Annotated in this window: 27 protein-coding genes and 1 riboswitch; of the genes, 13 read left to right on the top strand and 14 right to left on the bottom strand. The window is 72.6% G+C overall.

Annotated elements, in window-relative coordinates; genetic code table 11:
- Positions 1-37 precede the first annotated feature (37 nt).
- Genes QI633_RS15830 through trpD form a run of 3 tightly spaced genes read left to right on the top strand, consistent with a single transcriptional unit; the run spans position 38 to position 2,406 of the window.
- A complete protein-coding gene (locus QI633_RS15830; protein ID WP_260805922.1) occupies positions 38-967 on the top strand; it encodes a cytochrome c oxidase assembly protein in 930 nt (309 codons plus the stop codon).
- Between the two features lie 10 nt (positions 968-977).
- Positions 978-1,379 carry a hypothetical protein gene (locus QI633_RS15825; RefSeq protein ID WP_204835246.1) on the top strand — a complete coding sequence of 134 codons (402 nt, stop codon included), beginning with the start codon at positions 978-980 and terminating at the stop codon, positions 1,377-1,379.
- A 1-nt stretch (position 1,380) separates the two neighbouring features.
- On the top strand, positions 1,381-2,406 hold the full coding sequence (gene trpD, locus QI633_RS15820; RefSeq protein ID WP_282426317.1) for an anthranilate phosphoribosyltransferase: 1,026 nt from the start codon (positions 1,381-1,383) through the stop codon (positions 2,404-2,406).
- A gap of 3 nt (positions 2,407-2,409) precedes the next feature.
- Here the strand turns inward: trpD and QI633_RS15815 are convergent, their stop codons facing one another.
- Genes QI633_RS15815 through QI633_RS15805 form a run of 3 tightly spaced genes read right to left on the bottom strand, consistent with a single transcriptional unit; the run spans position 2,410 to position 5,803 of the window.
- A complete protein-coding gene (locus tag QI633_RS15815; RefSeq protein ID WP_282426316.1) occupies positions 2,410-3,810 on the bottom strand; it encodes a hypothetical protein in 1,401 nt (466 codons plus the stop codon).
- A gap of 2 nt (positions 3,811-3,812) precedes the next feature.
- Positions 3,813-4,091, bottom strand: a complete 279-nt coding sequence (locus QI633_RS15810; protein ID WP_141798319.1) for an Lrp/AsnC ligand binding domain-containing protein — start codon at positions 4,089-4,091, stop codon at positions 3,813-3,815.
- The gene (locus QI633_RS15805; RefSeq protein ID WP_282426315.1) at positions 4,088-5,803 is read right to left on the bottom strand and encodes a DEDD exonuclease domain-containing protein; all 1,716 of its coding nucleotides are present in this window, start codon (positions 5,801-5,803) and stop codon (positions 4,088-4,090) included. Before QI633_RS15805 ends, QI633_RS15810 begins: the two co-directional genes overlap by 4 nt.
- A gap of 101 nt (positions 5,804-5,904) precedes the next feature.
- On the opposite strand from QI633_RS15805, the gene QI633_RS15800 reads away from it, so the two are divergent.
- The 4 genes from QI633_RS15800 (at position 5,905) to QI633_RS15785 (ending at position 9,940) form a co-directional block, all read left to right on the top strand.
- Entirely contained in the window at positions 5,905-6,108 is a 204-nt protein-coding gene (locus tag QI633_RS15800) for a hypothetical protein (RefSeq protein WP_141798321.1), read from the top strand.
- A gap of 182 nt (positions 6,109-6,290) precedes the next feature.
- A riboswitch (cyclic di-AMP (ydaO/yuaA leader) is annotated at positions 6,291-6,455 on the top strand.
- Between the two features lie 25 nt (positions 6,456-6,480).
- Entirely contained in the window at positions 6,481-7,476 is a 996-nt protein-coding gene (locus QI633_RS15795) for an NlpC/P60 family protein (RefSeq protein ID WP_282426314.1), read from the top strand.
- The gene (locus tag QI633_RS15790; RefSeq protein WP_282426313.1) at positions 7,473-8,672 is read left to right on the top strand and encodes a hypothetical protein; all 1,200 of its coding nucleotides are present in this window, start codon (positions 7,473-7,475) and stop codon (positions 8,670-8,672) included. The genes QI633_RS15795 and QI633_RS15790 overlap by 4 nt, the downstream gene beginning before the upstream one ends.
- 5 nt (positions 8,673-8,677) lie before the next feature.
- Entirely contained in the window at positions 8,678-9,940 is a 1,263-nt protein-coding gene (locus tag QI633_RS15785; RefSeq protein ID WP_282426312.1) for a M48 family metalloprotease, read from the top strand.
- Here QI633_RS15785 and QI633_RS15780 read toward each other — a convergent pair.
- The 10 genes from QI633_RS15780 to QI633_RS15735 all read right to left on the bottom strand — a co-directional run bounded on the left by QI633_RS15780 (position 9,930) and on the right by QI633_RS15735 (position 21,103).
- Positions 9,930-10,100, bottom strand: a complete 171-nt coding sequence (locus QI633_RS15780; protein WP_260805924.1) for a Flp family type IVb pilin — start codon at positions 10,098-10,100, stop codon at positions 9,930-9,932. The two genes, QI633_RS15785 and QI633_RS15780, sit on opposite strands and share 11 nt — an antisense overlap.
- Before the next feature lie 88 nt (positions 10,101-10,188).
- Positions 10,189-10,374: a Flp family type IVb pilin gene (locus QI633_RS15775; RefSeq protein WP_141798325.1), complete on the bottom strand. Its 186-nt coding sequence runs from the start codon at positions 10,372-10,374 to the stop codon at positions 10,189-10,191.
- Positions 10,375-10,528: 154 nt separating this feature from the next.
- The gene (locus QI633_RS15770) at positions 10,529-11,179 is read right to left on the bottom strand and encodes a response regulator transcription factor (RefSeq protein ID WP_282426311.1); all 651 of its coding nucleotides are present in this window, start codon (positions 11,177-11,179) and stop codon (positions 10,529-10,531) included.
- The gene (locus QI633_RS15765) at positions 11,176-12,747 is read right to left on the bottom strand and encodes a sensor histidine kinase (RefSeq protein ID WP_141798327.1); all 1,572 of its coding nucleotides are present in this window, start codon (positions 12,745-12,747) and stop codon (positions 11,176-11,178) included. The genes QI633_RS15770 and QI633_RS15765 overlap by 4 nt, the downstream gene beginning before the upstream one ends.
- Before the next feature lie 30 nt (positions 12,748-12,777).
- The gene (locus tag QI633_RS15760; protein ID WP_141798328.1) at positions 12,778-13,698 is read right to left on the bottom strand and encodes a type II secretion system F family protein; all 921 of its coding nucleotides are present in this window, start codon (positions 13,696-13,698) and stop codon (positions 12,778-12,780) included.
- Positions 13,698-15,635: a type II secretion system F family protein gene (locus QI633_RS15755; RefSeq protein ID WP_282426310.1), complete on the bottom strand. Its 1,938-nt coding sequence runs from the start codon at positions 15,633-15,635 to the stop codon at positions 13,698-13,700. The genes QI633_RS15760 and QI633_RS15755 overlap by 1 nt, the downstream gene beginning before the upstream one ends.
- A complete protein-coding gene (locus QI633_RS15750; protein ID WP_222117807.1) occupies positions 15,635-17,170 on the bottom strand; it encodes a CpaF family protein in 1,536 nt (511 codons plus the stop codon). The genes QI633_RS15755 and QI633_RS15750 overlap by 1 nt, the downstream gene beginning before the upstream one ends.
- A gap of 3 nt (positions 17,171-17,173) precedes the next feature.
- Positions 17,174-18,361 (bottom strand): AAA family ATPase, encoded by a 1,188-nt coding sequence (locus tag QI633_RS15745; protein WP_141798330.1) that lies wholly within the window; start codon positions 18,359-18,361, stop codon positions 17,174-17,176.
- Between the two features lie 7 nt (positions 18,362-18,368).
- A complete protein-coding gene (locus QI633_RS15740) occupies positions 18,369-19,079 on the bottom strand; it encodes an RcpC/CpaB family pilus assembly protein (protein WP_141798331.1) in 711 nt (236 codons plus the stop codon).
- 233 nt (positions 19,080-19,312) lie between these two features.
- Positions 19,313-21,103 carry an AMP-dependent synthetase/ligase gene (locus QI633_RS15735; RefSeq protein ID WP_141798332.1) on the bottom strand — a complete coding sequence of 597 codons (1,791 nt, stop codon included), beginning with the start codon at positions 21,101-21,103 and terminating at the stop codon, positions 19,313-19,315.
- A gap of 51 nt (positions 21,104-21,154) precedes the next feature.
- Here QI633_RS15735 and QI633_RS15730 point away from each other — a divergent pair, with 51 nt between their 5' ends.
- Genes QI633_RS15730 through QI633_RS15705 form a run of 6 tightly spaced genes read left to right on the top strand, consistent with a single transcriptional unit; the run spans position 21,155 to position 26,327 of the window.
- Positions 21,155-21,610 (top strand): SRPBCC family protein, encoded by a 456-nt coding sequence (locus QI633_RS15730; protein WP_141798333.1) that lies wholly within the window; start codon positions 21,155-21,157, stop codon positions 21,608-21,610.
- Positions 21,611-21,619: 9 nt separating this feature from the next.
- On the top strand, positions 21,620-22,828 hold the full coding sequence (locus QI633_RS15725) for an ArsA family ATPase (RefSeq protein WP_282426309.1): 1,209 nt from the start codon (positions 21,620-21,622) through the stop codon (positions 22,826-22,828).
- The gene (locus tag QI633_RS15720; protein ID WP_141798335.1) at positions 22,825-23,223 is read left to right on the top strand and encodes a hypothetical protein; all 399 of its coding nucleotides are present in this window, start codon (positions 22,825-22,827) and stop codon (positions 23,221-23,223) included. The genes QI633_RS15725 and QI633_RS15720 overlap by 4 nt, the downstream gene beginning before the upstream one ends.
- A complete protein-coding gene (locus QI633_RS15715; RefSeq protein WP_282426308.1) occupies positions 23,220-24,161 on the top strand; it encodes an ROK family glucokinase in 942 nt (313 codons plus the stop codon). The genes QI633_RS15720 and QI633_RS15715 overlap by 4 nt, the downstream gene beginning before the upstream one ends.
- A gap of 1 nt (position 24,162) precedes the next feature.
- The gene (locus QI633_RS15710; protein ID WP_282426307.1) at positions 24,163-25,080 is read left to right on the top strand and encodes an ROK family protein; all 918 of its coding nucleotides are present in this window, start codon (positions 24,163-24,165) and stop codon (positions 25,078-25,080) included.
- Positions 25,077-26,327, top strand: coding sequence for a glycosyltransferase 87 family protein (locus tag QI633_RS15705; protein ID WP_282426306.1), 1,251 nt, complete (start codon positions 25,077-25,079; stop codon positions 26,325-26,327). Before QI633_RS15710 ends, QI633_RS15705 begins: the two co-directional genes overlap by 4 nt.
- Here QI633_RS15705 and QI633_RS15700 read toward each other — a convergent pair.
- Positions 26,275-26,706, bottom strand: a complete 432-nt coding sequence (locus tag QI633_RS15700) for a hypothetical protein (protein WP_141798339.1) — start codon at positions 26,704-26,706, stop codon at positions 26,275-26,277. The genes QI633_RS15705 and QI633_RS15700 overlap by 53 nt on opposite strands.
- Between the last annotated feature and the right edge of the window lie 14 nt (positions 26,707-26,720).

Below are 26,720 nucleotides of genomic sequence, written 5' to 3'. Positions count from 1 at the left end.
TTCTGGGCCCTCACCACCTGCCACCTACGCTCGGACGGTGGTCGTTGCGGGCGGTGCGGGAGTCGAGAACCTTCCCCCGTTCGACGCCGGAGCACTGCTCTCCCAGTGGGGCATCGCGCCGCTGCCGCTGATCATCACCGTCTGGGCCACCGGCCTGTACGCCGTCGGCGTGCTCACGCTGCGCCGCCGCGGCGACGGCTGGCCGGTCGGCCGCTCCATCGCCTGGGGCGTCGGCATGCTGGCGTTCTACCTGGCCACCTCGTCGGGGCTCGCGGCGTACGACACCGTCCTGGTCAGCGTCCACATGGTCCAGCACATGATCCTGTCGATGGTCGTGCCGCTCTCACTGGCCCTGGGCGCCCCGGTGACCCTGGCGCTGCGGACCCTCCCGCGGCGGCCGCGCGGCTGGCTGCTCGCGCTGCTGCACTCCCGGCTGGCGAAGGTGCTGGGCTTCCCGCCGCTGACCTTCGGCCTCTACGTCATCTCGCCGTGGGCGCTCTACTTCTCCGGCTGGTACGACGCGTCGCTGCGCTCGACCTACGTCCACGAGATGATGCACGTGCACCTGGTCGTCGTCGGCGCGCTCTTCTTCTGGCCGATCGTCGGGGTCGACCCGCTGCCCGGGCGCGTCGCGCACCCGTTCCGGGTGCTGCTGACCGTGATGACGCTGCCGTTCCACGCCTTCCTCGGCGTCACGATCATGGGGCAGAAGACCCTGCTCGGAGGAGACTGGTACCCCTCCCTGCACGACGGCCCGCTCGGCGCCTGGCTCCCGGACCCCTACGAGGACCAGAAGCTCGCCGGCGGGATCCTGTGGGGCGCCGGCGACCTCGTCGGCCTGGTGTTCTTCGTCGTGCTCTTCGCGCAGTGGGTGCGCTCGTCGATGAAGGAGGCCGCGCGGGAGGACCGGCGGCTCGACCGGCTGGAACGGCAAGCCGCGGCCGCGGACCGCGAGGCGTCCGAGTAGCATCGCGCGGGTGACGTCCCCCAAGACCCTGAAGGTCCTCGTCTACAGCGACGACGTGCACACCCGCGAGCAGGTCATCCTGGCGCTGGGACGCCGTCCCCACCCGGACCTGCCCGAGCTGGAGTACGTCGAGGTCGCCACCGAGCCCGTGGTGATCCAGAACATGGACGCCGGCGGCCTGGCCCTCGCGATCCTCGACGGCGAGGCGGTCCCGGCCGGGGGGATGGGCATCGCCAAGCAGCTCAAGGACGAGATCCTCGACTGCCCGCCGCTCGTGGTGCTCACCGGTCGGCCCCAGGACGCCTGGCTGGCGACCTGGTCGCGTGCGGACGCCGCCGTACCGCACCCGCTCGACCCGATCCAGCTCGCGGAGGCCGTGGTCTCGCTGCTCCGCGCCCGCGTCCCGGCCTGACGTGGCGACCTGGCCCGACGTCCTCGGTGCCCTCGTCGCCGGGGAGGACCTGACGCCCGCCCAGTCCTCGTGGGCTATGGGGCAGATCCTCGCCGGCGAGGCGACCCCCGCCCAGATCGCGGGCTTCGTGGTCGCACTTCGGGCGAAGGGGGAGTCCATCGACGAGCTCACCGGCCTCGTCGACGCGATGTACGCCGTGATGACCCCGATCTCCGTCCGCGGGCGGCTGCTCGACGTGGTCGGTACCGGCGGCGACCGCTCCTTCTCGGTCAACATCTCGACCATGTCCGCGATCGTCGCGGCCGGGGCCGGCGCGCGCGTGGTCAAGCACGGCAACCGCTCGGCCTCCTCGCAGGCCGGCACCGCCGACGTCCTCGAGGCGCTCGGCGTTCGGCTCGACCTGCCGGTGGCCCGGGTCGCCGAGGTCGTCGACGAGGCCGGGATCACCTTCTGCTTCGCCGCCGCCTTCCACCCGGCCATGCGGCACGCCGCGGTCCCGCGCAAGGAGCTCGGCATCGGTACGGCGTTCAACGCGCTCGGCCCGCTCGCCAACCCGACCCGCCCGGCCGCCCAGGCGATCGGCTGCGCCGACCCCAGGCTGGCCCCGGTCATGGCCGGCGTGTTCGCGCGCCGCGGCGTCGACGCCTGGGTTTTCCGCGGCGACGACGGGCTCGACGAGCTCACCACGACGACCACCTCGCGGCTGTGGCAGGTCCACGGCGGCGAGGTCAGCGAGGTCAGCGTCGACCCGACCGCCCTCGGCATCGCCCCGGCGACCGCCGAGGACCTGCGCGGCGGCGACGCCCAGCACAACGCCGGCGTGGTCCGCGACCTGCTCGACGGCAAGACCGGCCCGGTGCGCGACGCGGTGCTGCTCAACGCGGGTGCCGCGCTCGCCGTCTACGACGCCCCCGGGGCGCCGTACGACGAGGCGCTCCTCGCCGGCATCGCCCGCGCCGGCGAGGCGATCGACTCCGGGGCCGCGCGCGCGACGCTGGACCGCTGGGTGGCCGCAGCCGGACGCTGACGCTCAGCGTGCCGGGGGAGCGAGCAGCACCAGCTCCAACGTGTGCTGCGCGACCGTCCAGCCGTCGTGTTCGAGCGCGTAGGCGAGGGGTGAGTCGTCGGGGAGCAGGGCGACCCCGGGGTCGAGCTCGGCCAGCGTCCGGTCCCAGCCGGGCTCGAGGTGGTCGAGGTCGGCGTACCGCTCGAGCTCGGCGTCGGTGTAGACGTCGCCGTAGCCGTGCAGCGGTACGTCGAGCCGCGGCTCCAGCCACAGCAGCACCCCGCCGACCGGCCAGTCGGTCAGCACCCGCGTGCCCGGTGGCAGCGCGTCGAGCCGCTCGGCGAACGGGCGGACCCGGTCGGCCGGGTCGTCGACGAGGTCCTGGGTCGGCGCGACGGCCAGGACCGCGACCGCCAGGCCGAGGGCGACCAGCAGCTCGGGCCGCCGGACCGGGCGGTGCCCGCCCCGGCGGGCCAGCTCGGGGGCGACGAGTGCGGCCAGGGTCACCAGCGCGAGGGGCAGCGTGCGGCCCGAGTAGAGCGCGAACGCCCCACCCATCGCGAGCAGGCCGAGGTCGTAGGGGCGCACGTCGTGGCGCCTGACGAGCAGGAGCACTGCCGCCGCGGCGAGGACGGTCACCGGAGCGGCACGGACCGTGAGCAGCTCGGGGGCGGCCCACTCGGCGAAGTAGTCGGCACGCGAGTTGACGAGCAGCACCGCCGTCAGCAGCCGCGGGCCGACCGGTGTCACCAGCGCGGCGAGGAGCATGCCGGCCGGGACGGCCAGCAGGGCGAGGGCCTGGGCCCGGCGCGGGCGCCGCTCGACGAGTACCAGGACCGCCAGCAGGGCGCTGGCCGCGACGCCGATGATCCACATCCCGTGGCAGGTCGCCCACAGCCAGCCGAGCGGGACGAGCGCCCACGGGGGCCGGCCGGTGGCGCGCGCTCGGTCCCAGGCGGCGAGCACGGCCACCAGGAAGAGGTAGCTGAGCAGCTGCGGGCGCAGGGACAGGCTGGGCAGGCAGCCAAGGACGACCACCACCGTGAGGGTGATCGCGACCGACGGTCCGGCATGGCGGCGCAGCAGCAGGTAGGTCGCGGTGGCGAAGGCGACGACCAGCACGGCGAACGCCAGCACCAGGCCCGTCGTACCGAAGCTGTCGTCGAGCTGGGACAGCACGACCTGGGGCAGCCACTGGGTGGGGACCCAGTCGTTGGTGGATGCCGAGCTGAGCTGGCCCGGGTGGGCGATCGACCAGTCGTGCCGGAACTCCTCGCCGAAGCGCAGGTGGAAGTAGGTGTCGAAGGCGCGCAGCGGACGACGCACCAGCGCGATCACCAGCACCGCCAGGAGCACCGCGACGGCGGGTGGGTAGGCCCGGGCGAGCAGGGGGAACCGCGGCTCGCTCCGGGCTCGGTCGGTCATCCTCAGTCGAGGCCGAGCGAGAACGCCGCCTCGAGGTCGTGGCGGGAGTAGGCCCGGTAGGCGATGTGGGTCTCGGTGTCGACGACGCCGTCGACCTTGTTGAGCCGGTCGGCGACCACCGCGGCGATGTCGTCGTGGGAGCTGACCCGGACCAGCGCGATCAGGTCGATCTGGCCGGTGACGGAGTAGACCTCGCTGACGCCCTCGAGCGCCGCGATCGCCTCGGCGACCTCCGGGATCCGGGCGGTCTCGGCCTGGACGAAGACGATGGCGGTGATCATGGGGTCACAGTAGTGGTCAGCAGAGTCGTGGCGTGGCGCCCCGCGCCCTGCACCGGACAAGCCCATTCGCCGACCACCTCGACCAGCCGGACGCCGGGCGACTCCAGCCAGCGCAGGATGCGCTCGGACTCCTCCGCGGTCGCCGCGGGGGTCGGACCGATCGTGGGCAGCACGGTCTCGGCCGATGCGCGCAGGCCGTCGACGTACGCGACCGCGTCGGCGCCGGACGGGATCACGCCGGCGGCGGCGAGCCGGCCGTGGCGCACCACGTGGACGGCCCAGCGGCCGTCGTCCTCGCGGCGGGCGGCGACCACCTCGGGGCAGCCGGTCAGCGCGGTGAGGCGCTGGGTGCGGGCGGCCGCGCGGACGAAGTCGGCGAGCCGGTCGCGATGGTGGGCCGCCTCCTCGAAGCGCTCCTGGTCGGCCAGGGCCGACATCCGGGCGTGGACCAGGTCGACGACGTCGTCGGGCCGGGTGAGCAGCGTGTCCCTGAGCTGGCGTACGACGGCCGCGTAGGTCTGCGGGTCGACACTGCCGTCGCAGGGGGACAGGCAGCGCTCCATCTCGGCCAGCACGCAGGCACTGCGCTGCGGCTGCCGGCCGAAGCGGTCGTTGCACTGGCGGATCGGGAACACCTCGTGCAGTGCGGCCAGCGAGCTCTCCGCCGCCGCCCGCGAGGAGAACGGTCCGAGGTAGTCGGCGTCGTCGTCGAGGACCCGCTTGACCAGGGAGAGCCGCGGCCACGGCTCGCGGGTCAGCTTGAGCCAGGTGACCTTCTCGGGATGGCGGGAGCGCCGGTTGTAGGGCGGCTTGTGCTCGGCGATCAGGCGCAGCTCGCGCACCGAGGCCTCCAGCGGCGTCGCGCACTCGACGCCGCTGACCGACGAGGCGATCTGGACCATCTCGCCGATCCGGGTGCGCTTCTCCGAGGCGGTGAAGTAGCTGCGGACCCGACGGCGCAGGTCGCGCGACGTACCGATGTAGAGGACCCGGGCGCTGTCGTCGCGGAACAGGTAGACGCCGGGGGCGTGGGGGAGGTGCTCGGCGAGGTGGCGCTTGCGGCGGGCGGCGCTCGCGACCTTGCTGGAGTAGCCCTGCAGCTCCTCGAGGGTCTGCACGCCGAGCCCGCCGAGGCGCTCCATCAGGCCGTGCAGCACGTCGACGGTGGCCCGGGCGTCAGCGAGCGCCCGGTGGTTGGGGGTGGTGCCGGCGCGGAAGACCCGGGCCAGCGAGGACAGCTTGTGGTTGGGCGCCTCGTCGCGGGTCACCACGTGGCGGGCCAGCTTGACCGTGTCGAGCACCTCGAAGTCGGGCCAGGCGATGTCCTGCTCGCGCGCGAAGTGGCGCAGGAAGCCCACGTCGAAGCGGGCGTTGTGGGCGACCAGGACGGACCCGGCGGCGAACTCGAGGAAGGCCGGCAGGGCGGACTCGATCGGCGGGGCGTCGGCGACCATGCCGTTGGTGATCCCGGTCAGGACCGCGATGAAGGCCGGGATCGCGGCGTGCGGGTTGACCAGGGTCTGGAACTCGCCCAGCACCTCGCCACCGCGGACCTTGACCGCGCCGATCTCGGTGATCATGTCGCCGTCGGCCACCGAGCCGCCGGTAGTCTCGAGGTCGACGACGCAGAAGGTCACGTCGTGGAGGGGGCGGCCGAGCTCGTCGAAGCCGCGCTGCGCATCCCACCGGGGGGCGAGCGGTGCTGCGGTCATGGGAGCGACGGTAGGCGCCACCTCCGACGCATCCCGGGAGCCGCGCGGTCCGGGGACCCGGCGCGGGCTTTGTGTCGGACCGCTCTGCCACCCTCGCGGACATGACGAGGATCGACTGCGACACCTGTGTGGTGCGAGGCCTGGCCTGCCACGACTGCGTGGTGACGGTGCTGCTCGGGCCACCGCCCGAGCTGGTGATCGGCGACGACGAGATGGCCGCCCTCGAGGCGCTGGCCGACGGAGGGCTGGTGCCGCCCCTGCGGCTGGTCCAGCCGGTCGACGGTCCCCAGGTCGAGTCGGCCTGAGCCGACCTGAGCCGACCGAGGCGGACCTGCCGTGACCGGAGGGGCTGGTGTGACTCACGTGACAGCTGTTGCGTGCAATCGTCCACAACACGCCCTCGACCGGTTTGGTGCCGCCGGGAGCCACGACTAGGCTGCTCCCTCAGGTGTCCGAGGAAGTGGGTCGACGACCCGCGCGGACGCCGCGCTGAGTCCGGATCCACTCGGGGATCCGGAGCCGGGGAACCAACCACTCTGGGGTGAATCCCGCACGAGGCGCGAGGGCGAGGGTTCGACCGGACCACCGCCGGCGCGAGGAGTGCGGGTAGGGCGAGTCGTGCCCGAATCCGTCAGCTCACCCGGTAGGCGTACGACACCAGAGGGGACCGCCAGCTCGTGCTGAACGGCCGGACACGCACTACCGCCGCGCTCGCGGCACTCGCCGTCACCGGAGCGATCACGCTGTCGATCAGCGGGACGCCGAGCCCCGCTCAGGCCGAGCCCGACATCGAGACCGTCAAGGCCCGGGTCGACCGGCTCTTCCACGAGTCCGAGCAGGCCGCCGAGCGCTACAACGACGCCGAGTTCGAGCTCACCGAGCTCGACAGCGACCTGTCGTCCCTCGAGTCGGACCAGTCCCGCCAGGGCGACGCCCTCGACGGTGTCCGCTCCGACGTGCGCGACTCGCTCATCCAGCAGTACCAGTCCGGCAACCTCGGTGCGACCGGCGACCTGCTGTCCTCCGACACGCAGGGCTTCCTCGACCAGCTCTCCACCATGTCGACGGTCGAGGGGATCCAGGACTCGCTCCTCGCCGACTACGGCGACGAGCTCGAGGCCTACGACATCCGCAAGGACCAGACCGAGAAGCGCCGCTCCGACATCAAGGAGCTCAAGGCGACGCTCGCGGAGGAGAAGAAGACCGCCGACGCCAAGCTGGCCGAGGCCAAGGACCTGCTCTCGCAGCTCGAGGCCGAGCAGCGTGCCGAGTTCCTCTCCCGCAACGCCGGTCGCCCGATCGACCCCGCGACCATCCCGGCCAGCGGCCGCGCGGCCGCGGCGATCAAGTACGCCCTCGCCCAGGTCGGCGACGCCTACGTGTGGGGTGCCGCCGGGCCCAACGCCTTCGACTGCTCCGGCCTGACGATGATGGCCTACGCCCAGGCCGGCGTGAGCCTGCCGCACTCCTCGCGCGCCCAGTACGGCAGCGGCGCCCACATCGCCAAGAGCGACCTGCAGGCGGGCGACCTCGTCTTCTACTACAGCCCGATCAGCCACGTCGGGATCTACCTCGGCAACGGCCTGATCGTGCACGCGGCCAACCCGGGCGCCGGCGTCAAGGTCTCCGACCTCGACGAGATGCCCTACGCCGGAGCGGTCCGGCCTGGGTGAGGCCGCTCGCGGCCGCGCTGCTGGTCGTCGCGCTCGGCACCGGGGCGTGCTCGAAGGACGAGTACGTCGCCCCGCCGCCGGCGAGGACCAGCGACGCCGCCGATCCCGCGGCAGCGGCGCAGACCCTGGCTGCGCTGCAGGACGCGATCTCGGCCGGTGACACCTCGGCCGCGGCCGACCTCGGTGCCGACGCGCGCAGCCGCGACCTGCTGGCCGCGGTCGTCACCAACGCGGGCGCGCTCGGACTCACCGACGTCACCCTGCGCTACGTCACCGAGACGGGTCGCACCACCGGCGCCGACGGCTGGGACGGCCAGGTCGCGGTGACCTGGCGTGTCGACGGGCACGACGCCGCGTCGGCGCGCACCGAGCTCCCGGTCTCCTTCGCCGGGCACGGCGCCTCGATCGCCGCGATCGGCGGCACTGGTGCTCGGCTCCCGCTGTGGCTGTCGGGCCCGCTCGCCGTCGAGCGCGCAGGTGACGTGCTCGTCTCGGTGGCCGGCGACCCGGCCCGGGCTCCGGCATACCTCGCGGCGGCGCGGCGCGCCGTCACGCAGGTGCGCGCCGTCGTCCCCGGCCAGGCCGGGCTCGTCGTCGAGGTGCCCGCCGATCCCGACGGCCTGCAGCGCACGCTCGACACCGCACCCGGGCAGTACTCCGCGATCGCCGCCGTCACCGCACCGGTCGACGGCTCACAGGCCGCGGGCAGCCCGGTGCACGTGTTCCTCAACCGCAGCGTGTACGACGACCTCGACCCCGTCGCGGCGCAGGTCGTGATGACCCACGAGGCCGTGCACGCGCTCACCGACGCGGTCGGCGCGCGTCAGGCGCCGCTGTGGCTGGTCGAGGGCTTCGCCGACTACGTCGCGCTGCGCGACGTCGACCTGCCGCTCACCAAGACCGCCGGCCAGGTCGCCACCGAGGTCCGCAAGGACGGGACGCCCAAGACGCTGCCGCCGGACAGCGAGTTCGACCCGACGGCGAGCCACCTCGGCGGCGTCTACGAGGCCGCCTGGCTGGTCTGCGTGACACTTGCCGACCACGCGGGCGAACGGGCGCTGGTCGACCTCTACGAGCAGGTGCGCGACGGCGGCGAGCTCGCCGCCGCGCTGCGCGAGCACGCCGGCTGGACCGAGGCCGAGCTCACCGCCGCGTGGCAGGAGCGGCTCCGCTCGTTGCCCGGCGTGGCAGGCTGACTGTCGTGGACGACCGATCGGCGGTGCGCAGGGTCGCGCTGGGCACCGTGCTGGTGGGGGCCGCCGCCTTCGTCCTGGTCGCCGCGACGCGCGTCCCGTGGCACCCGGTCCCCGGCGGCCTGCCCGACCCGGTGACGGCATCGTCGGTGTTCACCCGCGCACAGATCGACCGGGGCGAGCACTATGCGCTCTGGGGCCGGATCTGGAGCTGGTCGCGGCTGGCGGTCTCCCTGGCCGTCGCCGCCTGGCTGGGCTTCGGACCGGTCGGCCGGCGCTGGGCGGCCCGGTTGCGCGGGTGGTGGTGGGTCCGGGTCGTCGTCGTGGTCGCGGGCCTCGCCCTGGCCGGCGAGCTGGTCACGCTGCCGTTCGGGATCGCGCTGCGCCGCCTCGGACTCACCGAGGGCCTGGTCGCGGGCACCTGGGCCGACTGGGGCGTCGACCAGGTCAAGGGCTACCTGGTCACCGTCGTCAGCACCTCGATCGCGGTGGCCGCGCTCGTCGCCTGCATGCGCCGGCTGCCACGCCTGTGGCCGGCCGTGGCCGGGCTCGCCGCGGCGGTCCTCGTGATGCTCGGCTCGTTCGCCTACCCGTTGGTGGTCGAGCCGGTCTTCAACTCGTTCGACTCACTGCCCGAAGGTCCGCTGCGCAGCCAGGTGCTGTCGCTCGCCGACGCGGAGAGGGTCCACGTCGACGACGTGCTGGTGGCCGACGCGTCGCGGCGCACGACGACGCTCAACGCGTACGTCTCCGGCTTCGGCGACAGCCGCCGGGTGGTGCTCTACGACACTCTCGTGACCGGCACGCCCACCGACGAGACGCTCTCGGTCGTCGCTCACGAGCTCGCCCATGCGAAGTACGACGACGTCCTCACCGGCACGCTGCTCGGCGCGGCGGGTGCCGCCCTCGGCGTCGGGCTGCTCGGCTTCCTGCTGGCCGTCCCGCGCCGGGACCGGGCGGGGGACTCGGGGGACGCGGGGGACGAGGTGTCCGCGGTGCCGCGGGTGCTGGCACTGGTCGCGATCGCGACGTTCCTGGTCGCGCCGCTGCAGAACGGGATCAGCCGGGCGATCGAGACCCGGGCGGACCAGACGGCGCTGGCGGTGACCAACGCCCCCCAGGCGTTCGTCGACCTCCAGCGCCGTCTGGCACTGCGGTCCCATGCCGACCCCACACCTCCGGCGTGGTCGCAGTGGTGGTTCGGCTCGCACCCGACGGTGCTGCAGCGGATCGGGCTGGCCAACCAGTTCGAGACGCGCGCTACGGAGTGATGGCGGAGTCGAAGCTGGCGTTGGTGTTCTCGAAGAGATCGCCGACACCGCCTCCGAACAGCACCACGGCGAAGACGATCACCGCGGCGAGCAGCGCCACCAGGAGGCCGTACTCGACGGCGGTGGCGCCTCGCTGGCTGCGACCGAGCGGTGTTGTCAATGTCGTCTCCCAAGCTAGAGGCGGCCGGAACGGCGCAACCGCGCCAAGGCTCCCTTGACGCGGCTGCAGATGGCCTTCGATACGAGGATCAGCCGCCGAGGCTGCTGTTGACCTTGCCGAAGGCGTCATCGAGCTTGTTGCCGAGGAGGATGACCGCGGCGATGATGACGGCGGCGATGAGCGCGACGAGCAGACCGTACTCGACGGCGGTCGCACCCCGCTCCTCCATCTTGGCCAGACGGCCGTTCAGCAGGATGTTGAGGTACTGGATCATGGGGTCTCCCTGTGCACTGGTTCTTCGTGTCCCCGGGGAGTGCTTTCCCCGATGCACAGAACTCTGCCGGAAGGGCCCCGACGAGGGATCGGGAGTTCGTCTCCTCGCTGCTAGTCACTTCGGACTAGCGGCCGCCGACGGGCTGCAGAGGCTCTCAGCGTGCCGACGGCTGGACCGTCGAGAGCAGGCCGATCCGCATCGCCGTGACCAGGGCCTGGGCCCGGTTGGCGGCGCCCAGCTTCTGGTAGATGCGGGCGATGTGGGATTTCGTCGTCGACTCGGAGAGGTAGAGCTTGGCGCCGATGGCGGCGGCGTTGAGGCCCTCGGCAAGGAGCAGCAGTACGTCGTGCTCGCGCTCGGTGAGCGCGGTCGACTCGGCCGACTGGCGGCGCATCATCGCGCCCACGAGGCCGGCGCACACGAAGGCCTTCGGGGACACGGCGGCGTGCCGCGCTGCCTTGATCACCTCGGTGGAGGGGGCGTCCTTGCCGACGAAGCCGGAGGCGCCCGCCTGCATGGCGGCGAAGATCTGCTCGTCGCCGGAGTGCATGGTGAGCACGATCAGGCCGACCTGGTCGTTCTCCTTACGCAGGGTGCGGACCACGTCGAGACCGGTGCCGTCCTGCATCTGCAGGTCGGTGATCACGACGTCGGGACGCACCTCGCGGGCGCGCTGGATGCCCTCCATCACCGAGCCGGCGGTCGCGACGACGCTGAGGTCGGGCTCGAGGTCGATGACGGCGCCGAGCCCGTCGCGGATCAGCTCGTGGTCGTCGATCAGGAGGACGGTCGTCATGTCGCTCATCGCTGCTCCGTGAGGATCGGGGAGTCGTCGCTGCCGGCCGCGCTCCGTGGGATCTTGAGGGCCACCGAGACCGTGAGGCCCCGACTGGCATTGTCGCGGACCACGAGCTCCGCGCCGATCAGTCTGGCACGTTCGCGCATGATCTTCAGGCCGTGCGAGTCCGCGCGCGCCGCCTGCAGCCCGACGCCGTCGTCGGTGACGGTGATGATCGCCTCCGGCGCGTAGACCTGGCAGCGCACGTCGATCGAGGTGGCCCGGGCATGCTTGACCGCGTTGTTGATCGACTCCTGGGCGATCCGGAACAGCTCGGCCTCCACCTCGGGACGCAGCCGGGTCGGCTGCTCGTCGAGCCGGACCCGGATCGGGATGCCCGACGACTCGGAGAGATGGCGCGCGACGTTGCTGATCGCGGCCCCGAGGCTCTCGTTCTCACCGATGCTGGTGCGCAGGTTCATCACGGACTGCCGTACCTCGGCGACGACCTTTGATACGCGCTCGCGCAGCATCGCGAGGGCCTTGGCCTGCTGCTCGTCGGCGGGGCGGGCGGCCAGTGCGTCGATGATGTAGCCGAGCGAGGCGATGTCCTGCGCGACGCCGTCGTGCATCTCACGGGCGAGCCGGTTTCGCTCGTCGGCAGTGGCGGCGTCGCGGAACTGTGCGAAGAGCAGTGCGGCGTCCAGCTTGACCGCGGTGTCCGAGAGATCCCTGGCCACGGCGGACAGCGGGAGGGGCAGGGTCGTGTCGGCCCCGGTCGGCCGCAGCCCGGCGACGATCGCCTGGTCGCTGACCCGGAACGCGAATCCCTCACCTATCTCGATCGGCCGGTTCCTGTCCGACTCCTGCAGCCTGACGTCACCGGCGAGGGTCTCGGTCGCGATGGCATCCGCGGCCTCCAGCTCGACGGTCGACGCCACCGGGGTCAGCGCCTCGCCGCGGGGGACGTAGAGCACCAGGGCCCGGTTGGGGATGTCATCGCCGACCTGGCTGAGCAGCTCACCGCCCAGCGCGCCGACGTCGAGCCCGGAACTGAGGCTGCCCGCGAGGTCGATCAGCTGCCGCAGGTGCTCCTGTGCGTCGCGGTAGGGCGCCACCGGGTCCGGGGCCCGGTCCGAGGAGAAGGTGACGGCGGCGATCAGGCTCAGGCCGAGGCCGGCCATCGACCAGGTGAAGATCGCGACCGCCTGGTCGTTGGTGATCTCCTCCCACCACATCAGTCCGAGGGCGACCACCGCGATCAGCTCCACCAGGACGGTGCGGATCATCGTCCGGATCCCCGCGATCGCGGTCGCGTACAGCGGCGGGACGACGAGCGCGGCGAGGATCACCGGTGCGTCGGTCATCGCCAGCGCGCCGATCACGCCGATGGCTGCGGCCTCGGTCATCGGGCTGAGCGACAGCTCGAGCTCGCGCCGGGTGGCGGTCACGCCCTGGTAGATCCAGACACAGCTCACGGCCGCCAGGGCGAGCAGGCCCTGCTCCTGGTGGAGCCAGACGATCGGTCCGCCGATGGCGAGCAGCGCGAACAAGCGCGCCGCGCCCACCACAGCGTACGTCTGGCTGCTCGGCATGGTCTCCACCCTAGTGCCGCAGCCGCTCGCTCACTTGTTGTTGAACGCGTCGACCGCGTTCAGCACCGCCGGGCCCATGACGACGATGAACAGGCAGGGGAGGATGAACAGGATCAGCGGGACCATGATCTTCACCGGCACCTTCTGGGCCTTCTCCTCGGCGTACTGCCGGCGCTTGACCCGGATCTCGTTCGACTGCACGCGCAGCACCTGGCTGATCGGGATGCCGAACGCGTCGGCCTGCACCATCGAGCCCACGAACGTGTTGAGGTCCTCGACGTTGCTGCGCCCACCCATGGCCTTCAGGGCGTCCGCGCGGCTCATGCCCAGCTGCATCTCCCGCAGCACTCGGGAGAACTCCTCGGCCACCGGGCCCGTGGTGTTGCGGGCGACCTGCTGGAGGGCGGCGTCGAAGCCGAGGCCGGCCTCCACGCTGATCGTGAGCAGGTCGACCGCGTCGGCGAGGCTGCGCCTGATCTGGTCGGCACGGTGGGCGGCCTTGTTGTAGAGGTAGAGGTCGGGCCCGAAGAACCCGAGAGCGGCGCTGCCCACGGCGATGACCAGCAGCACCGTGAAGGAGCCGCCGAGAAGGGCGCCGTAGGCCACCACGACGACCGGGAGGGCGACCGCGCAGATCACCTTCATGGACAGGACCCGGTCGACGGTCCAGCCCCGCGGGTTGCCGGCGAAGTCGAGGCGCTGGCGGATCCGGTCGGCCTTGTCCGCGCCGGTGATCCGCCGGCCGAGGGACAGCGCGCGGGCCTGGAAGGGCGCCAGGACCCGGTCCGCGAACGGACGGTCGGCCTCTTCGGCGAGCTCGCGACCGGCGTGACCGGACTGCTCCAGAGCCTGGAGGGCCCGCGCCAACCCGTCGGGCTGCTCCTTGGCGAGGGCGGCTCCGATGGTGGCGATCGCCGTGAGCAGCAACAGGAATGCGACCAGGAGCAGCATCAGGCCTCCACTCTGACCATGCGGGACATCAGGAAGGTGCCGATCGACATCCACAGCACGCCGAAGCCCAGGAGGATCCAGCCCCGGAGGTCGGCGACCAGCGGGTGCAGGAACTCACGGTTGGTGAGGAACAGGAACAGCGCGAACAGGATCGGCAGGGCGCACAGAATGATCGCGGAGAGCCGGCCCTCGGCGGACAGGGCGCGTACGTGGCGGCGCAGGTACTGCCGCTCCCGCATGGTCGCGGCGACCGTCGTGAGCAGCTCGGCGAGGTTGCCGCCGACCTGGCGCTGGATCCGGATGGCCATGACCGCCCAGCCGAAGTCCTTGCTCTCGAACCTTCGGGCCACGCCCTCGAAGGCGTCCTCGATCGACACACCGATCCGAGCCTCGACCAGGACCCGCTTGAACTCCGAGGCGATCGGCTCGGGGCCCTCGCGGACCACGGTGTCGACGGCCTGGGCCAGGGAGAGTCCGGCACTCAGCGCACCGGACAGCAGCTGCAGCACCTCGGGCAGCGCCGCGTCGAAGGCGCGCTTGCGCCGGCCCGCCATGAACCGCAGGTAGAACGGCGGCAGCATGGCGCCGACGAGCATGAAGAGCAGGCCGAGGATGATGCTGCCCTGGCCGAGCAGCATCCCGATGACACCGCCGGCGAGCACCGCACCGACGTGCAGCAGCAGCCACTCCGACGGCTTGAACTCGCTGCCCGCGGCGGTCAGGCGCCGGGTCATCCGGTCGTTGAGGGCGCTGTTGCGCTGCAGGATCTCGGCCGCGGCGGCCTTGGCCTGGTCGAGGACGGGGTCGGCCTGCGGCTTCTGGGCGCGCTCCTCCAGGCCCGTCACCCGGGTGCTGTACGCCGTCACGCGGTCCGCGATGCTCATCGGCGCCGGCTTGGCCGGGACCAGCAGCACGGCCACGGACAGCAGGCCGACCGCGAACACGCCCACACCGACCCACAGCAGCCAGTCGGGGGCGGTGAACCCGCCGTCGTCGTTGCCGATGGTGGGCAGCGGAGCCGCGGCGCCCGGCGTGCTCGCGGCCTCGATGGTGGCCAGGCTGCGGGCGACGAGGGGCGCGCCGCTGCTCGTCGGCAGGGTCACCTCGACAGTGGCGACGTCGGCGGAGAAGCCGGAGGGCAGCGGGGCGGTGACGAGGACCTGGTCGGCCAGCGCCTCGGCCTGCTCGGCGAACGCCGCGGCGAGCGCGGACCCGCTCGAGGTGATCACGTCGCCCTTGCCGGCCTCCGCGACCGTGCGCAGCGGGGTGAGCTGGTCCTCGGAGAGGTCGAGGCCGACGATGTGGACCCGGGTGCCGGCGTCCTTGATCGCGGCCACGGCGTCCTCGATCGACGCCTTGCTGCCGGCGTCGGCGCCGTCGGACAGCAGCAGCAGGGAGCGCTGGCCGGTGTCGCCGGCGAGGTCGGTGGCGGCGATGATGCCGTCGTAGAGCAGGGTGTTGCGCTGCAGGGACAGCCCGTCGATCACGCTGCGTGCGGCGGCGCGGTCGGTGGTCGGCTCGAGCGCGACGTCGACGGTGCTGTCGAAGGTGACGATGCCGACCTCGACGTCGTCGGGCACGGCGTCGAGGTACGTCGATGCGGCCTGCTGGGCGGCCTCGAAGCGGCCCTGCTTGCGCATCGAGTTGCTCGTGTCGATCGCCAGCACGGTGGTGCGCTTGACGGCCGATCCCGAGCTGGTGCTGCTCGCGGTCGCGTCCAGCGCCTTGCCGTCGAGCGTCGCGGTCACCCCGGACAGGTCGACCTGGCTGCCGGCCGGTACGTCGACCAGGATCCGGATGCCGTCGCCGGTCGACTCGACGTGGGCGATCCCGCCGTCCTCGGCGTACGCCGGCGCGACGACCAGGGCGGCGAGGAGGGCGGCCACGAGGGCGATCAGCAGCCCCGCTCCCCGACGGACGACCTGCTGCCCGCGCATCAGATGCGTTCCGTCCGGAAGATCGTGGGATCGACGGCGACGTTGGCGTAGGCCAGCTTCTCCAGGAACTTGGGTCGCAGGCCGGTCGAGCGGAGCCGCCCGAGGATCCGGCCGTTCTCGTCGAAGCCGGCCGAGTTGTCGAAGACGAAGATGTCCTGGAGGGTGATGATGTCACCCTCCATCCGCTCGACCTCGGTGATGTGGGTGATCCGGCGCGAGCCGTCCTTGAACCGGGTCTGGTGCACGATCAGGTCGACCGCCGAGGCCACCTGCTCGCGGATGGCACGGATCGGCAGGTCCATGCCGGCCATCAGCACCATCGTCTCCATGCGGGCGAGCGTGTCGCGCGGGCCGTTGGAGTGCAGGGTGCAGATGGAGCCGTCGTGGCCGGTGTTCATGGCCTGGAGCATGTCGAGAGCCGAGGCGTCGCGGACCTCGCCGACGACGATGCGGTCCGGGCGCATGCGCAGGCTGTTGCGGACCAGGTCGCGGATGGTCACCGCGCCCTTGCCCTCGATGTTGGCCGGACGGGACTCGAGGCGGACGACGTGGTCCTGCTTGAGCTGGAGCTCGGCGGCGTCCTCGATGGTGACGATCCGCTCGTCGGTGGGGATGAACGACGACAGCACGTTGAGCGTGGTCGTCTTGCCGGCGCCGGTGCCGCCGGAGACGATCACGTTCAGCCGGCCGCGCACGCACGCGTCGAGGAAGTCGGCCGTCTGCGGCGTCAGCGACCCGAAGTTGATCAGGTCCTGCACGGTCAGCGGGTCGGTGGAGAACTTCCGGATGGTGAGCGCGGAGCCGTCGATCGCCAGTGGCGGGACGATGGCGTTGACGCGGCTGCCGTCGGGCAGACGGGCGTCGACCATGGGGGAGGACTCGTCGACGCGACGACCGATCCGCGACACGATCTTGTCGATCGTACGGCGCAGGTGGGCCTCGTCGGCGAAGTGCGCCTCGGCCTTGACCAGCCGGCCGTCCTTCTCGAGCCAGACGTCGTCGTGGCCGTTGACCATGACCTCGGAGACCTCGGGGTCGCGCAGGTACGGGTCGATCGGGCCGTAGCCGAGGATGTCGTCGGTGATCTCCTGGGTCACGCGCACCCGGTCGGCCGCGCTGAGCGGCCGATCCTGGGCGCCGAGGACGTCGGAGAGGACCGAGCGGACCGTCTGGTCGAGCTCGTCCTGGTCCATCTCGGCGTCGTACAGGTGCGGGCCGAGCTGCTTGATCAGCTCGGTGTGCACGCTGGACTTGAGGTCCTCGAGACGGTCGCTCTCGGTGCCGGCCATCCGGCGGCCGGGCTTGCCGTCGGTGGCCGCGGCCGCGGCACGCGACGAGAGCGGACCGGGGGTCTTGTGCCCGGCGGCGGGTGCCTCGGCCTCGGCGTGGGTCGCCACCGGTGCGGGTGGGGGCTGCTCGGTGGCGCTCACGACGTCGGCCAGCAGGTCGGTGTCGGCGCCCGGGGTGGCGGCGTGCCGGCCCTGCGCAGCGGCGTCGCGGCGCGCGGCGGCGAGGCGCTCGGAGAGGCTGGACACGACTCAGCCCCTCCCGCGACGGAACAGGCCGCGCGAGCGGGTCGGCTCGGGCTGGCTCGAGGTCGCGGAGGCCGGCGCGGCGACCGGCTCGCCCGTGACCGACGCCGCGAGGTGTGCGTAGGCGAGGCTCGCGGGGTGGCCCGGCTTGTGGGAGACGATCGGCGTACCCGCGTTGGTGGCGGCCGCGATGTCGACCGCCGTCGCGACCTGCGCGCTGACCGGCATGCCGAGGATGCTCTCGACCTTCTCCACGCTGATGCCGACCTCGTCGTCGGCCCGGTTGAGCAGCAGGTGCCGGTGACCGCGGGCGATGCTCAGCATGTCCATGGTCTCGAGGGCGACCTTGACGTTCTTCAGGGTCGGTACGTCGAGGGTCGCGACGATCACGCACTCGTCGGTCTCGTCGAGCGCGGTCAGGGTGGCGTCGTCGAAGGACGGCGAGGTGTCGACCACGATGTAGTCGAAGCCGTCGCGCAGCGCCCGCAGGATCCGCGAGATGAGCAGGGGAGTGACCCGCTCGCGGACGTCGGGGTGGGCCGGGGCGGCGAGGACGGTGAGCGAGTCCTGGTGCCGGGTCAGCAGTCCCTCGAGCATGCCGAGGTCGATCGAGTCCTCCGAGCCGACGGCCTGCTCGATCGAGTGGGTCGGGAAGAGCTGCATGGTGATCGCGACGTCGCCGAAGGCCAGGTCGAGGTCGACCAGGCACACCTTGCGGGCCCCGCGGTCGGTCAGCGCGAGCGCGAGGTTGACCGAGGACGTCGTCTTGCCCACACCGCCCTTGGGGGAGAACACCGTCACCACCCGGCCGAGCTGCCGGGCACCGCCCGGGCCGCGCAGGGCCTGGTAGAGCTGGTGGGCCCGCTCGACGGCGCTGGTGAGCGCCTTCTCGTCGCCGCCCGTGACGACAACGTCGCGGATGCCGGCGTGCATCGCCCGGGTCAGGACCTCGGTGTCGAACTGGTCGCGGACCAGCACGACGCTGACGGTGGGGCGCTTGATGCGCAGTTCCTCGGCCGTGGCGAGCGCCGCGCCGAGGTCGACGGTCGGGCCGAGGGCCACGACGTACTCGTCCGGGTGCTGGTCGAGCCACGCCACGGCCCGCTCGGTCGAGGCGACCGCGTGAGAGCCGGTGGGCAGGGCGCGCACCAGTGCGTCGACGAGCGACGGATCCTGTTCGACGAGAACCGGCATGTCGTCCTCACTCGCTGTCGCGGATGGTGGCGCAAGGTCCGGTCTTGTCGACCTGGACCTCGCTCTCTGCGTTGAGCAGGGCCACGGAGAGCTCGCCGCGCTCCCGGCCGTCCTGGAGCCACTCGAACTGCTCCTGGGTGACGGCGAGGTGCAGGGCGGGGGCCTTCTCAGCGGCGGCGTCGCCGCTCGAGTCGGTGGCGGTCTCGGTCTGCGCGCCCTTCGAGAGCACGGTGACGCGGTCGATGAGCAGGCAGGTCGGCGTGCTGGGGTTGACCGTCAGGAACACCGCGAGCTGCGAGCCCGGCTCGATGAAGGAGCCGACCGGGAGGTCGAAGGACTCCGGCTTGGCGATCATGCCCTTCGGCAGGGGCAGCGAGGCCACGTCGACGGGGTCGCCGACGCCACCGAACTTGGTCGACAGCAGCTGCTCGCCGGCGTACAGCGTGGTGAGCGCCACCTTGCCGTCGAGGTCGCCGAGGTCGCTCTGGCGCAGCGCGTTCTCGAGCACCTGGCCCTGCGGTACGGCGGTCTCGGCGAGCTTGCCGGTGTCGAGCGCCGACTTGATGCTCTCGCCCGGCAGCACGGTCTTGCCTGCGGCGACGGTGACGACGTTCGTCGTCTGGTACTTCTCCGCGGCGCGCGACTCGGCCCCCCGGGCGAAGACGAACACCAGCCCGACGCCGAGCGCGGCGATCACCGCGGCCACGACGAGCAACAACCTGCGACGGTCCACTTCAGAGCCCTCCCGCTCCCCATGTGCATGGTGGCTGCTCCCCGGTTGCAGCGCACGGCGAGGCTAGCGAAGGACGTGCTCGGGGCGTGAGCGAAAAGGCCAATTGGGGCCGAATGATGCCCGATCGCCGGCCGCGGGATGGCCCGTTGGGACTATGTCCCGCGAGGTCCCGTGGGGTACGTGCGGCGGTCCCGTCAGGAGTCTCGTCGGGAGTCCCGTCAGGAGTAGAGCGCGGCGATCTCGTCGCGGCACTCGCGCATGACGACATTGCGCTTGAGCTTGAGGCTCGGCGTCACCTGGCCCGCCTCCTCGGTCCAGTCCGTCTGCAGGATCACGAACTTCCGGATCGACTCCGCCTTGGAGACCGCCTTGTTGGCCTCGTCGACCGCGGCCTGGACCTCGGCACGCAGGTCCTCGTCGTCGACGAGGTCGGCCACCTTGCCGGTCTTGCCGTGCTGCTCGGCCCAGGCGGGGAAGGCCTCCTCGTCGATGGTGACGAGTGCGGCGATGAACGGCTGGCCGTCGCCCACGACCAGGCATTGGCTGACCAGGGCCGAGGCGCGGACCCGGTCCTCGAGGACCGCCGGCGCGACGTTCTTGCCTCCGGCGGTCACCAGGATCTCCTTCTTGCGACCGGTGATCCGCACGAAGCCCTCGTCGTCGACCTCCCCGACGTCGCCGGTGTGGAACCAGCCGTCGCCGTCGATCGCCTCGGCCGTCGCGGCCGGGTTGTCCCAGTAGCCGGTGAAGACCTGGCCGCCGCGGAAGAGCAGCTCGCCGTCGTCGGCGATCCGTACGGCGGTGCCGGGGATCGGGCGCCCCACGGTGCCGACCTTCTGGGCGTCGGGAAGGTTGACCGTGAGCGCGGCGGTGGTCTCGGTCAGGCCGTAGCCCTCGAGCACGGTCACCCCGATCCCGCGGTAGAAGTGGCCGAGCCGGTCGCCGAGCGGTGCGCCGCCGGAGACCGCGAACTCGCACCGCCCGCCGAGCGCCGTGCGGAGCTTGCCGTAGACCAGTCGCGAGAACAGGGCGTGCTGGGCCCGCACCCGGACCGGGATCCGCCCGCCCTCGAGGGCGCGGGAGTAGGCGATCGCCGCTTCCGCAGCCCGGTCGAAGATCTTGCCCTTGCCGTCGGCGGTCGCCTTCTGCGACGCGGTGTTGAAGACCTTCTCGAAGACGCGGGGGACGGCGAGGATGAAGGTCGGCTGGAAGGTGGCCAGCTGGGGCAGCAGGTTCTTGATGTCCGCGCTGTGGCCCAGCCGGGTGCGGGACTTGATGCAGCCCACCTGGATGATCCGCGCGAACACGTGCGCCAGCGGCAGGAACAGCAGCGTCGAGGCGCCCTCGGCGTCGAACAGCCGCTCCAGCTCGGCGACCGCGACGCCCAGCTCGGTCTGGAAGTTGTCGTGGGTGAGCATGCAGCCCTTGGGACGGCCGGTCGTGCCCGAGGTGTAGATCAGGGTCGCGAGATCGGCCGGGCCGGCCGTCGTACGACGCGCCTCGAGGTCGTCGTCGCCGAGGTCGGCGCCCAGCCCGGTCAGGGTCGCGATCGCCCCGTCCTCGATGGTCCACAGGTGCTCGAGCGCCGGCAGCCGGTCGCGGGTCGCCTCGACCCGGTCCCGGTGGCCGGCGTCCTCGCAGACCACGGCACGGGCGCCGGAGTCGGAGAGGATCCAGTTGACCTGCTCTTCCGAGGACGACTCGTAGATCGGCACGGTCGCCGCGCCGGCGAACCAGATCGCGTAGTCGAGCAGGGTCCACTCGTAGCGGGTGCGCGAGATCACAGCGACCCGGTCGCCGGCCTGGATTCCCGCTGCCATCAGGCCCTTGGCCACGGCCGACACCTCGGCCAGGAAGGTGGCGCAGGACACGTCGTCCCAGCCTCCGTCGGCGTTCGCCCGGCTGAACTGCACGGTCTGCGGCGCCTCGGCCGCGTTGCGGACCACGTCGTCGGTGAGGTTGCCCGTCCGGGGGATCTCGATGGTCTGCGGGGTGGAGTACTCGCGCACGGAGCGAGGTTACCGCCGAGTTGGCGAATGTGGTCCGGTAGCCTTCCGGCCATGGCCGAACAGACGTCCTCGTCGATCGTCGTCGACGCCCCCGCCGCCGATGTGATGGCCGTCATCGCCGACTTCGCGGCGTACCCCCAGTGGGCCAAGGGCGTCACGGTCGCCGACGTGCGCTCGTCGTACGACGCCTCCGACCCGGGCCAGGGTGGCCGGGCCCGCGAGGTCTTCTTCGCGCTGGACGTCTCGCCGATCAAGGACGAGTACACCCTCTCCTACGTGTGGGACGGCGACCGCCAGGTCACCTGGACCCTCGTCGAGGGCAAGATGCTCAAGGCGCTCGAGGGCGCCTACGTCCTGCGGGAGGCGGGCGCGTCGACCGAGGTGACCTACCGGCTGGCGCTCGACGTCTCCATCCCGCTGATCGGCATGCTCAAGCGCAAGGGCGAGAAGATCCTCATCGACACCGCGCTCAAGGGCCTGAAGAAGCGCGTCGAGTCCGGCGTCTGAGGTCTGCGCGTGCGGATCGTTCTCTTCACCGGCAAGGGTGGTGTCGGCAAGTCCACCGTGGCCGCCGGCACGGCGGCCCTCGCGGCCGCGAGGGGCCTGCGCACCCTGGTGATCTCGACCGACGCCGCGCACTCGCTGGCCGATGCGTACGGCGCCCCGGGTGTCTCGACAGGCTCGACCAACTCGGGCGCCGAGCCGACCGAGGTCGCCCCCCACCTGTTCCTGCAGCAGGTCGACGCCCAGCTGCGCTTCGAGCAGTCCTGGGCCGACATCCAGCGCTACCTGCTCTCGGTGCTCGACGCCGTCGGCATGGACCCGGTCGCGGCCGAGGAGATGACGGTCATCCCCGGCGCCGAGGAGGTCCTCGCACTGCTCGAGCTGCGCCAGCACGCCCGCTCCGGCGCCTGGGACGTGATCGTCGTCGACTGTGCGCCGACCGCGGAGACGCTGCGGCTGCTGGCCCTGCCGGAGGCGCTCGGCTGGTACCTCGAGCGGCTGCTGCCGATCCAGCGCCGCCTGGTCAAGGCCCTGCGCCCGGTGCTCAACCGGGCGGCCGGCGTACCGATGCCCGGGGACGCGGTCTTCGACGCGATCACCCGCCTGCACGGCGAGCTCGACGACGTGCAGGCCCTGCTGTCCGGCCCGGAGTCGTCGGTGCGGCTGGTCCTCACGCCCGAGAAGGTCGTGCTCGCCGAGGCGCGCCGCGCCTACACCAGCCTGTGCCTGTTCGGCTACCGCGTCGACGGCGTCGTGGCCAACCGGGTCTTCCCGGCCGGCGAGGACGACCCGTGGCGGGCCGGTTGGGTCACCGCCCAGGCCGGCGTGCTGCGCGAGGTCGCCCAGTCCTTCAGCGGACTGCCGGTGTGGACCTCGGAGTACCAGGCCGCCGAACCCGTGGGGGTTGCGGCGCTCAGCACCCTCGCCACGGACCTGTACGACGACGCCGACCCGCTCGCCGTACCTGCCGGCGACGGCCCGTTCCGGGTCGACCGCGGCGACGACGGGGGAGCCGTCGCCCATCTGTCCCTGCCCTTCGTGTCCCGCTCGGAGGTCGACCTGGCCCGCAACGGCGACGAGCTCGTGATGACGGTCGGCTCGTACCGCCGCCTGTTGACGCTGCCGCCCGGTCTCGCCCGGTTGCGGGTGGCCGGCGCGAGTGTGGTCGAGGGCGAGCTCCGGGTGCGGTTCGCCGAGCCCGAGCCGGTGGAGGCCCGATGACCGACGACCAGCCCCAGGACAAGAAGCCCGACGACATCGGCAGTGTCGGCGAGGAGGCGATGAAGCTCCTCGGCGCCTTCGCCGACCTGGCCCGCCAGCACGGCGGCGATGCCGCCGGCGGGGTCGGCAACCTCGCCGGGCAGGCGGCCGCGATGGCGCACGAGGTCGGCGAGCACATCGCCACCGACGCGGTCGAGTGCAAGTACTGCCCGGTGTGCCGGGTGGTCCACGCGGTCCGGCAGACCTCGCCCGAGGTCAAGGCGCACCTGATGGTGGCCGCATCCTCGCTGCTGCAGGCCGCGGCGAGCCTGATGGAGACGTCGCCGGAGAACGGCACCCGGACCTCCGAGGTGCAGCGCATCGACCTCGACGACCCCGAGGAGCCGACCCCGTGAGCCTGACCTGCGGCATCGACATCGGCGGCACCAAGATCGCGGGCGCCGTCGTCGACGAGGACGGCACCGTGCTCGCCGAGGCGCGGGTGGTCTCGCCCGCCACCGACCCCAGCGCGATCGAGGCCGCCGTCGCCGGTCTCGTCGCGCAGCTCGTCGCCGACCATCCCGTCACCGCCGTCGGAGTCGGAGCCGCGGGCTACATCGCCTCCGACCGCTCCACCGTGCTCTTCGCGCCCAACATCGCGTGGCGCAACGAGCCTCTCGGCGCCGACCTCGGCCGGCTGGTCGGGCTTCCCGTCGTCGTCGAGAACGACGGCAACGTCGCGGCCTGGGGCGAGTTCCGCTACGGCGCCGGGCGCGACCACGACGACCAGCTGATGGTCACCGTCGGCACCGGTGTGGGCGGCGGCGTGATCGCCGGCGGCCGGCTGTTGCGCGGCGCCCACGGCGTCGCCGGCGAGATCGGCCACCTGCGCCTGGTCCCCGACGGTCGCCTGTGCGGCTGCGGCAACCACGGCTGCCTCGAGCAGTACGCCAGCGGCTCCGCACTCGTGCGCGACACCCGCGACGTCGTCCTCGCCGACCCGACTGCGGCAGCAGATCTGCTCGCCCGGGCCGGCGGCGACGTGGAGGCGATCGACGGACCGCTGATCACCGCCGCCGCCCAGGACGGCGACGCCTTCGCCGCCGGCCGGCTCGCGGCCCTCGGCGACGCGCTCGGCCAGGGGATCGCCTCGCTCGCCGCGGTGCTCGACCCCGGTGTGGTCGTGATCGGCGGTGGCGTCAGCGAGGCCCGCGACCTGCTCCTCGACCCGATCCGCACCGCCTTCGAGCGCGAGCTCACCGGCCGGGGCTTCCGGCCCGAGGCGGAGATCCGGCTGGCCGCGATGGGCAACCGCGCCGGCGTGGTCGGCGCGGCCGACCTGGCCCGCGGCTGAGATGGCCGGCGCGACCGACTCCTGGGTCGGCGTCGACGTCGGCGGCACCAAGGTGCTCGCCGTCCGCGTCGACGCCGACGGCACGGTCGAGGCCAGCGCGACCCGACCGATGCCCGGCCGGTCCGCCGGGACCGACGCGGTCGAGGAGGCGGTCGCCCTCGCCGCCCGTGACGTGTACGACGACCGGGAGCCCCGTGCGCTCGGTGTCTCGGCCGCCGGCCTGGTCGACGCCGCGGGCGAGCGCTTCCTGTTCGGCGCCCACCTGCCGTGGCGGGACGCACCGGTGCGTCGTGCCCTCGCCGAGCGGACCGGCCTGCCCGTCGTACTCGACAACGACGCCAACTGCGCGGCCCACGCCGAGCTGGTCGCCGGCGCCGCCCGGGGTGTGCGCTCGGCGTTGCTCATCACCATCGGCACGGGCATCGGCGGCGCGGTCGTCCTCGACGGCCGGGTGGTGCGCGGCGCGCACGGCCTGGCGGGGGAGTTCGGCCACATGCAGGTCGTACCCGACGGCCTCGCCTGCGAGTGCGGGCTGCGCGGGTGCTGGGAGCAGTACTGCAGCGGCCGCGCGCTCGAGCGGGTCACCCGGGTCGCGCTCGGAAGGCACCTCGACGGTCCGGAGGTCACCGCCCTGGCCCGCGCGGGGGACCGGGTCGCGCTCAGCTCCTTCGCGTCCGTCGGCACCTGGCTCGGCGTCGGCGCGGCGGGACTGGTCTCGGCCTTCGACCCCGAGCTGGTGGTCGTCGGCGGCGGGGTGTCCGCGGTCGGCGACCTGCTGCTCGACCCCGCCCGCATGGCGCTCGCGGGCTCGCTGCAGGGCACCGCCTACCGCGCCGTGCCCGCGCTGGTCCCGGCCCGCCTGGGCCCGGAGGCCGGAGCGATCGGCGCCGCCCTGCTCGCGCGCGACGGTCGTCGATGACCGCGGCGCCCGCCCGGCTGTGGGCGCTGTGGGGCCTGACCCGGCTGCTCCTGGTCGTGCTGCTGATGACCGGGGAGTCGGGGTCGATCTCCGACCTCAACTACTACAGGGCGAGCCTCGACGACCTCGGGTCCCGCGGCGTGGGGGACACCCTCGCGGAGTACCCGGTGCCGGCGTTCCTGCTGCTCGCCGCGCCCTACGCGCTGCTGTCGCTCGCCGGCCTGACCGCGTCGTACCAGGTCCTGGTGCTGGTCCTCCTCCTCGCGCTCGACGCGGGCTTCCTGGCGGCCCTGGTCCGGCGTGGACGTACGGCGACACCGGCGCTCGCCTGGCTGGTCGCGACCCCCGCGCTCGGGGCGATCAGCTATGCCCGGTTCGACCTCGTGCCCGGTGTCCTGGTCGCGCTGGCCCTCTTCGCGCTCGTCGCCGCCCCCCGCCGGGCCGCGCTGCTGGCGGTCCTGGCGACCGGCGTGAAGTACAGCCCCGCGCTCGTCCTCCCCGCCCTCGCGGCCCCCGCCACAGGCAGGGTGCGTGTCGTCGTGTCCGGTGCCCTGGCGGGCATCGGGCTGGTGGCGGTGAGCATCGCGGTCGGCGGCTGGGACCGGATCGTGTCGCCGCTGGCCTACCAGGGCGACCGCGGCCTGCAGGTCGAGTCCCTCGCCGCGACCCCGGCCGTGCTGCGCTGGGCGCTCTCACCCGGCGACCACGAGATCTTCTTCGCGCCCTCCCTCGCCTGGGAGATCGACGGGCCCTGGACCGATGTCCTGCTCCGGGTCTCGGTCGTGATGACCGTGCTGCTCGCGGCCGCCCTCGTCGCCCTGTGGGTGCTCGCCTGGACCCGACTGCCCGACGCGCGGACTGGTCTGCCGGCGGTGGTGTGGCTGACGCTGGCCGCGCTCAGCGCGTTCGTGGTGAGCGGCAAGGTGCTCAGCCCGCAGTACCTGCTCTGGCTGCTGCCCGCCGCGTGCGCCGGCCTCGCGATGCTGGACGGGGAGGACCAGCGCCGGCTCGGACGCTGGACGGCCGCGCTGCTCGTCGCGGCGGTGCTGTCCCACGTGATCTACCCGCACGCCTACCGCGCGCTGATCGACGGGCACTCCGGCTGGAGCGTCCCGGTGGCCGCGCTGCTCGCGCTGCGCAACCTGCTGCTCGCCGCCCTGTGCGTCACGGCCCTGGCGGCGGCGTGGGGTGCGGTCAGACGCGTGCCCCGTCGTCCCAGGGATCGCGCGGCGAGCCCGGCGTCCTGATCACCAGGTAGCAGAAGCCCCCCACGAACCACGCGACCAGCAGCCAGCCGAGCCAGGACGGCATCGCGATGCCGAAGACGAGGAACACCAGCAGGACGGCCGGAGAGCAGAACACCCCCAGCCAGGCCAGCAGTCGGTCCGCCGGAGGCATCGGCACCGGCGGCGGCCTGTCGGGCACGAAGCGGTCGTCGTCGACGAGGTCGATCTCGTCGTAGGCGTCGTCGTACGGGCTCTCGTAGCGGTCGGCGTCATCGGGGTCGGGTGCCGGCCCGGGATCGTGCTCGGCCTCGTCGGGCGTCTCGATCTCGACACGCTCGCCGTAGTTGTCGACGATCGCCTGCCAGGCGGCGGCGTCGTAGTCCGGGTCGTCCCGTTGCACGTCCTCAGGTTACG

Origin of the sequence: Nocardioides sp. QY071 (genome assembly GCF_029961765.1) — a bacterium.
Taxonomy (GTDB): domain Bacteria; phylum Actinomycetota; class Actinomycetes; order Propionibacteriales; family Nocardioidaceae; genus Nocardioides.
This window is presented reverse-complemented; position numbering and strand designations above follow the sequence as displayed.

Bases quoted from the DNA above. Each gene is read 5' to 3' on its own strand.
- QI633_RS15775 (WP_141798325.1), bottom strand. From the start codon at position 10,374: ATGATCCAGTACCTCAACATCCTGCTGAACGGCCGTCTGGCCAAGATG.
- QI633_RS15810 (WP_141798319.1), bottom strand. From the start codon at position 4,091: ATGATCACCGCCATCGTCTTCGTCCAGGCCGAGACCGCCCGGATCCCG.
- QI633_RS15705 (WP_282426306.1), top strand. From the start codon at position 25,077: ATGACCGCGGCGCCCGCCCGGCTGTGGGCGCTGTGGGGCCTGACCCGG.
- QI633_RS15770 (WP_282426311.1), bottom strand. From the start codon at position 11,179: ATGAGCGACATGACGACCGTCCTCCTGATCGACGACCACGAGCTGATC.
- QI633_RS15745 (WP_141798330.1), bottom strand. From the start codon at position 18,361: ATGCCGGTTCTCGTCGAACAGGATCCGTCGCTCGTCGACGCACTGGTG.
- QI633_RS15765 (WP_141798327.1), bottom strand. From the start codon at position 12,747: ATGCCGAGCAGCCAGACGTACGCTGTGGTGGGCGCGGCGCGCTTGTTC.
- QI633_RS15755 (WP_282426310.1), bottom strand. From the start codon at position 15,635: ATGCGCGGGCAGCAGGTCGTCCGTCGGGGAGCGGGGCTGCTGATCGCC.
- QI633_RS15805 (WP_282426315.1), bottom strand. From the start codon at position 5,803: ATGACCGCAGCACCGCTCGCCCCCCGGTGGGATGCGCAGCGCGGCTTC.
- QI633_RS15720 (WP_141798335.1), top strand. From the start codon at position 22,825: ATGACCGACGACCAGCCCCAGGACAAGAAGCCCGACGACATCGGCAGT.
- QI633_RS15710 (WP_282426307.1), top strand. From the start codon at position 24,163: ATGGCCGGCGCGACCGACTCCTGGGTCGGCGTCGACGTCGGCGGCACC.
- QI633_RS15760 (WP_141798328.1), bottom strand. From the start codon at position 13,698: ATGCTGCTCCTGGTCGCATTCCTGTTGCTGCTCACGGCGATCGCCACC.
- QI633_RS15800 (WP_141798321.1), top strand. From the start codon at position 5,905: ATGACGAGGATCGACTGCGACACCTGTGTGGTGCGAGGCCTGGCCTGC.
- QI633_RS15730 (WP_141798333.1), top strand. From the start codon at position 21,155: ATGGCCGAACAGACGTCCTCGTCGATCGTCGTCGACGCCCCCGCCGCC.
- QI633_RS15815 (WP_282426316.1), bottom strand. From the start codon at position 3,810: ATGACCGACCGAGCCCGGAGCGAGCCGCGGTTCCCCCTGCTCGCCCGG.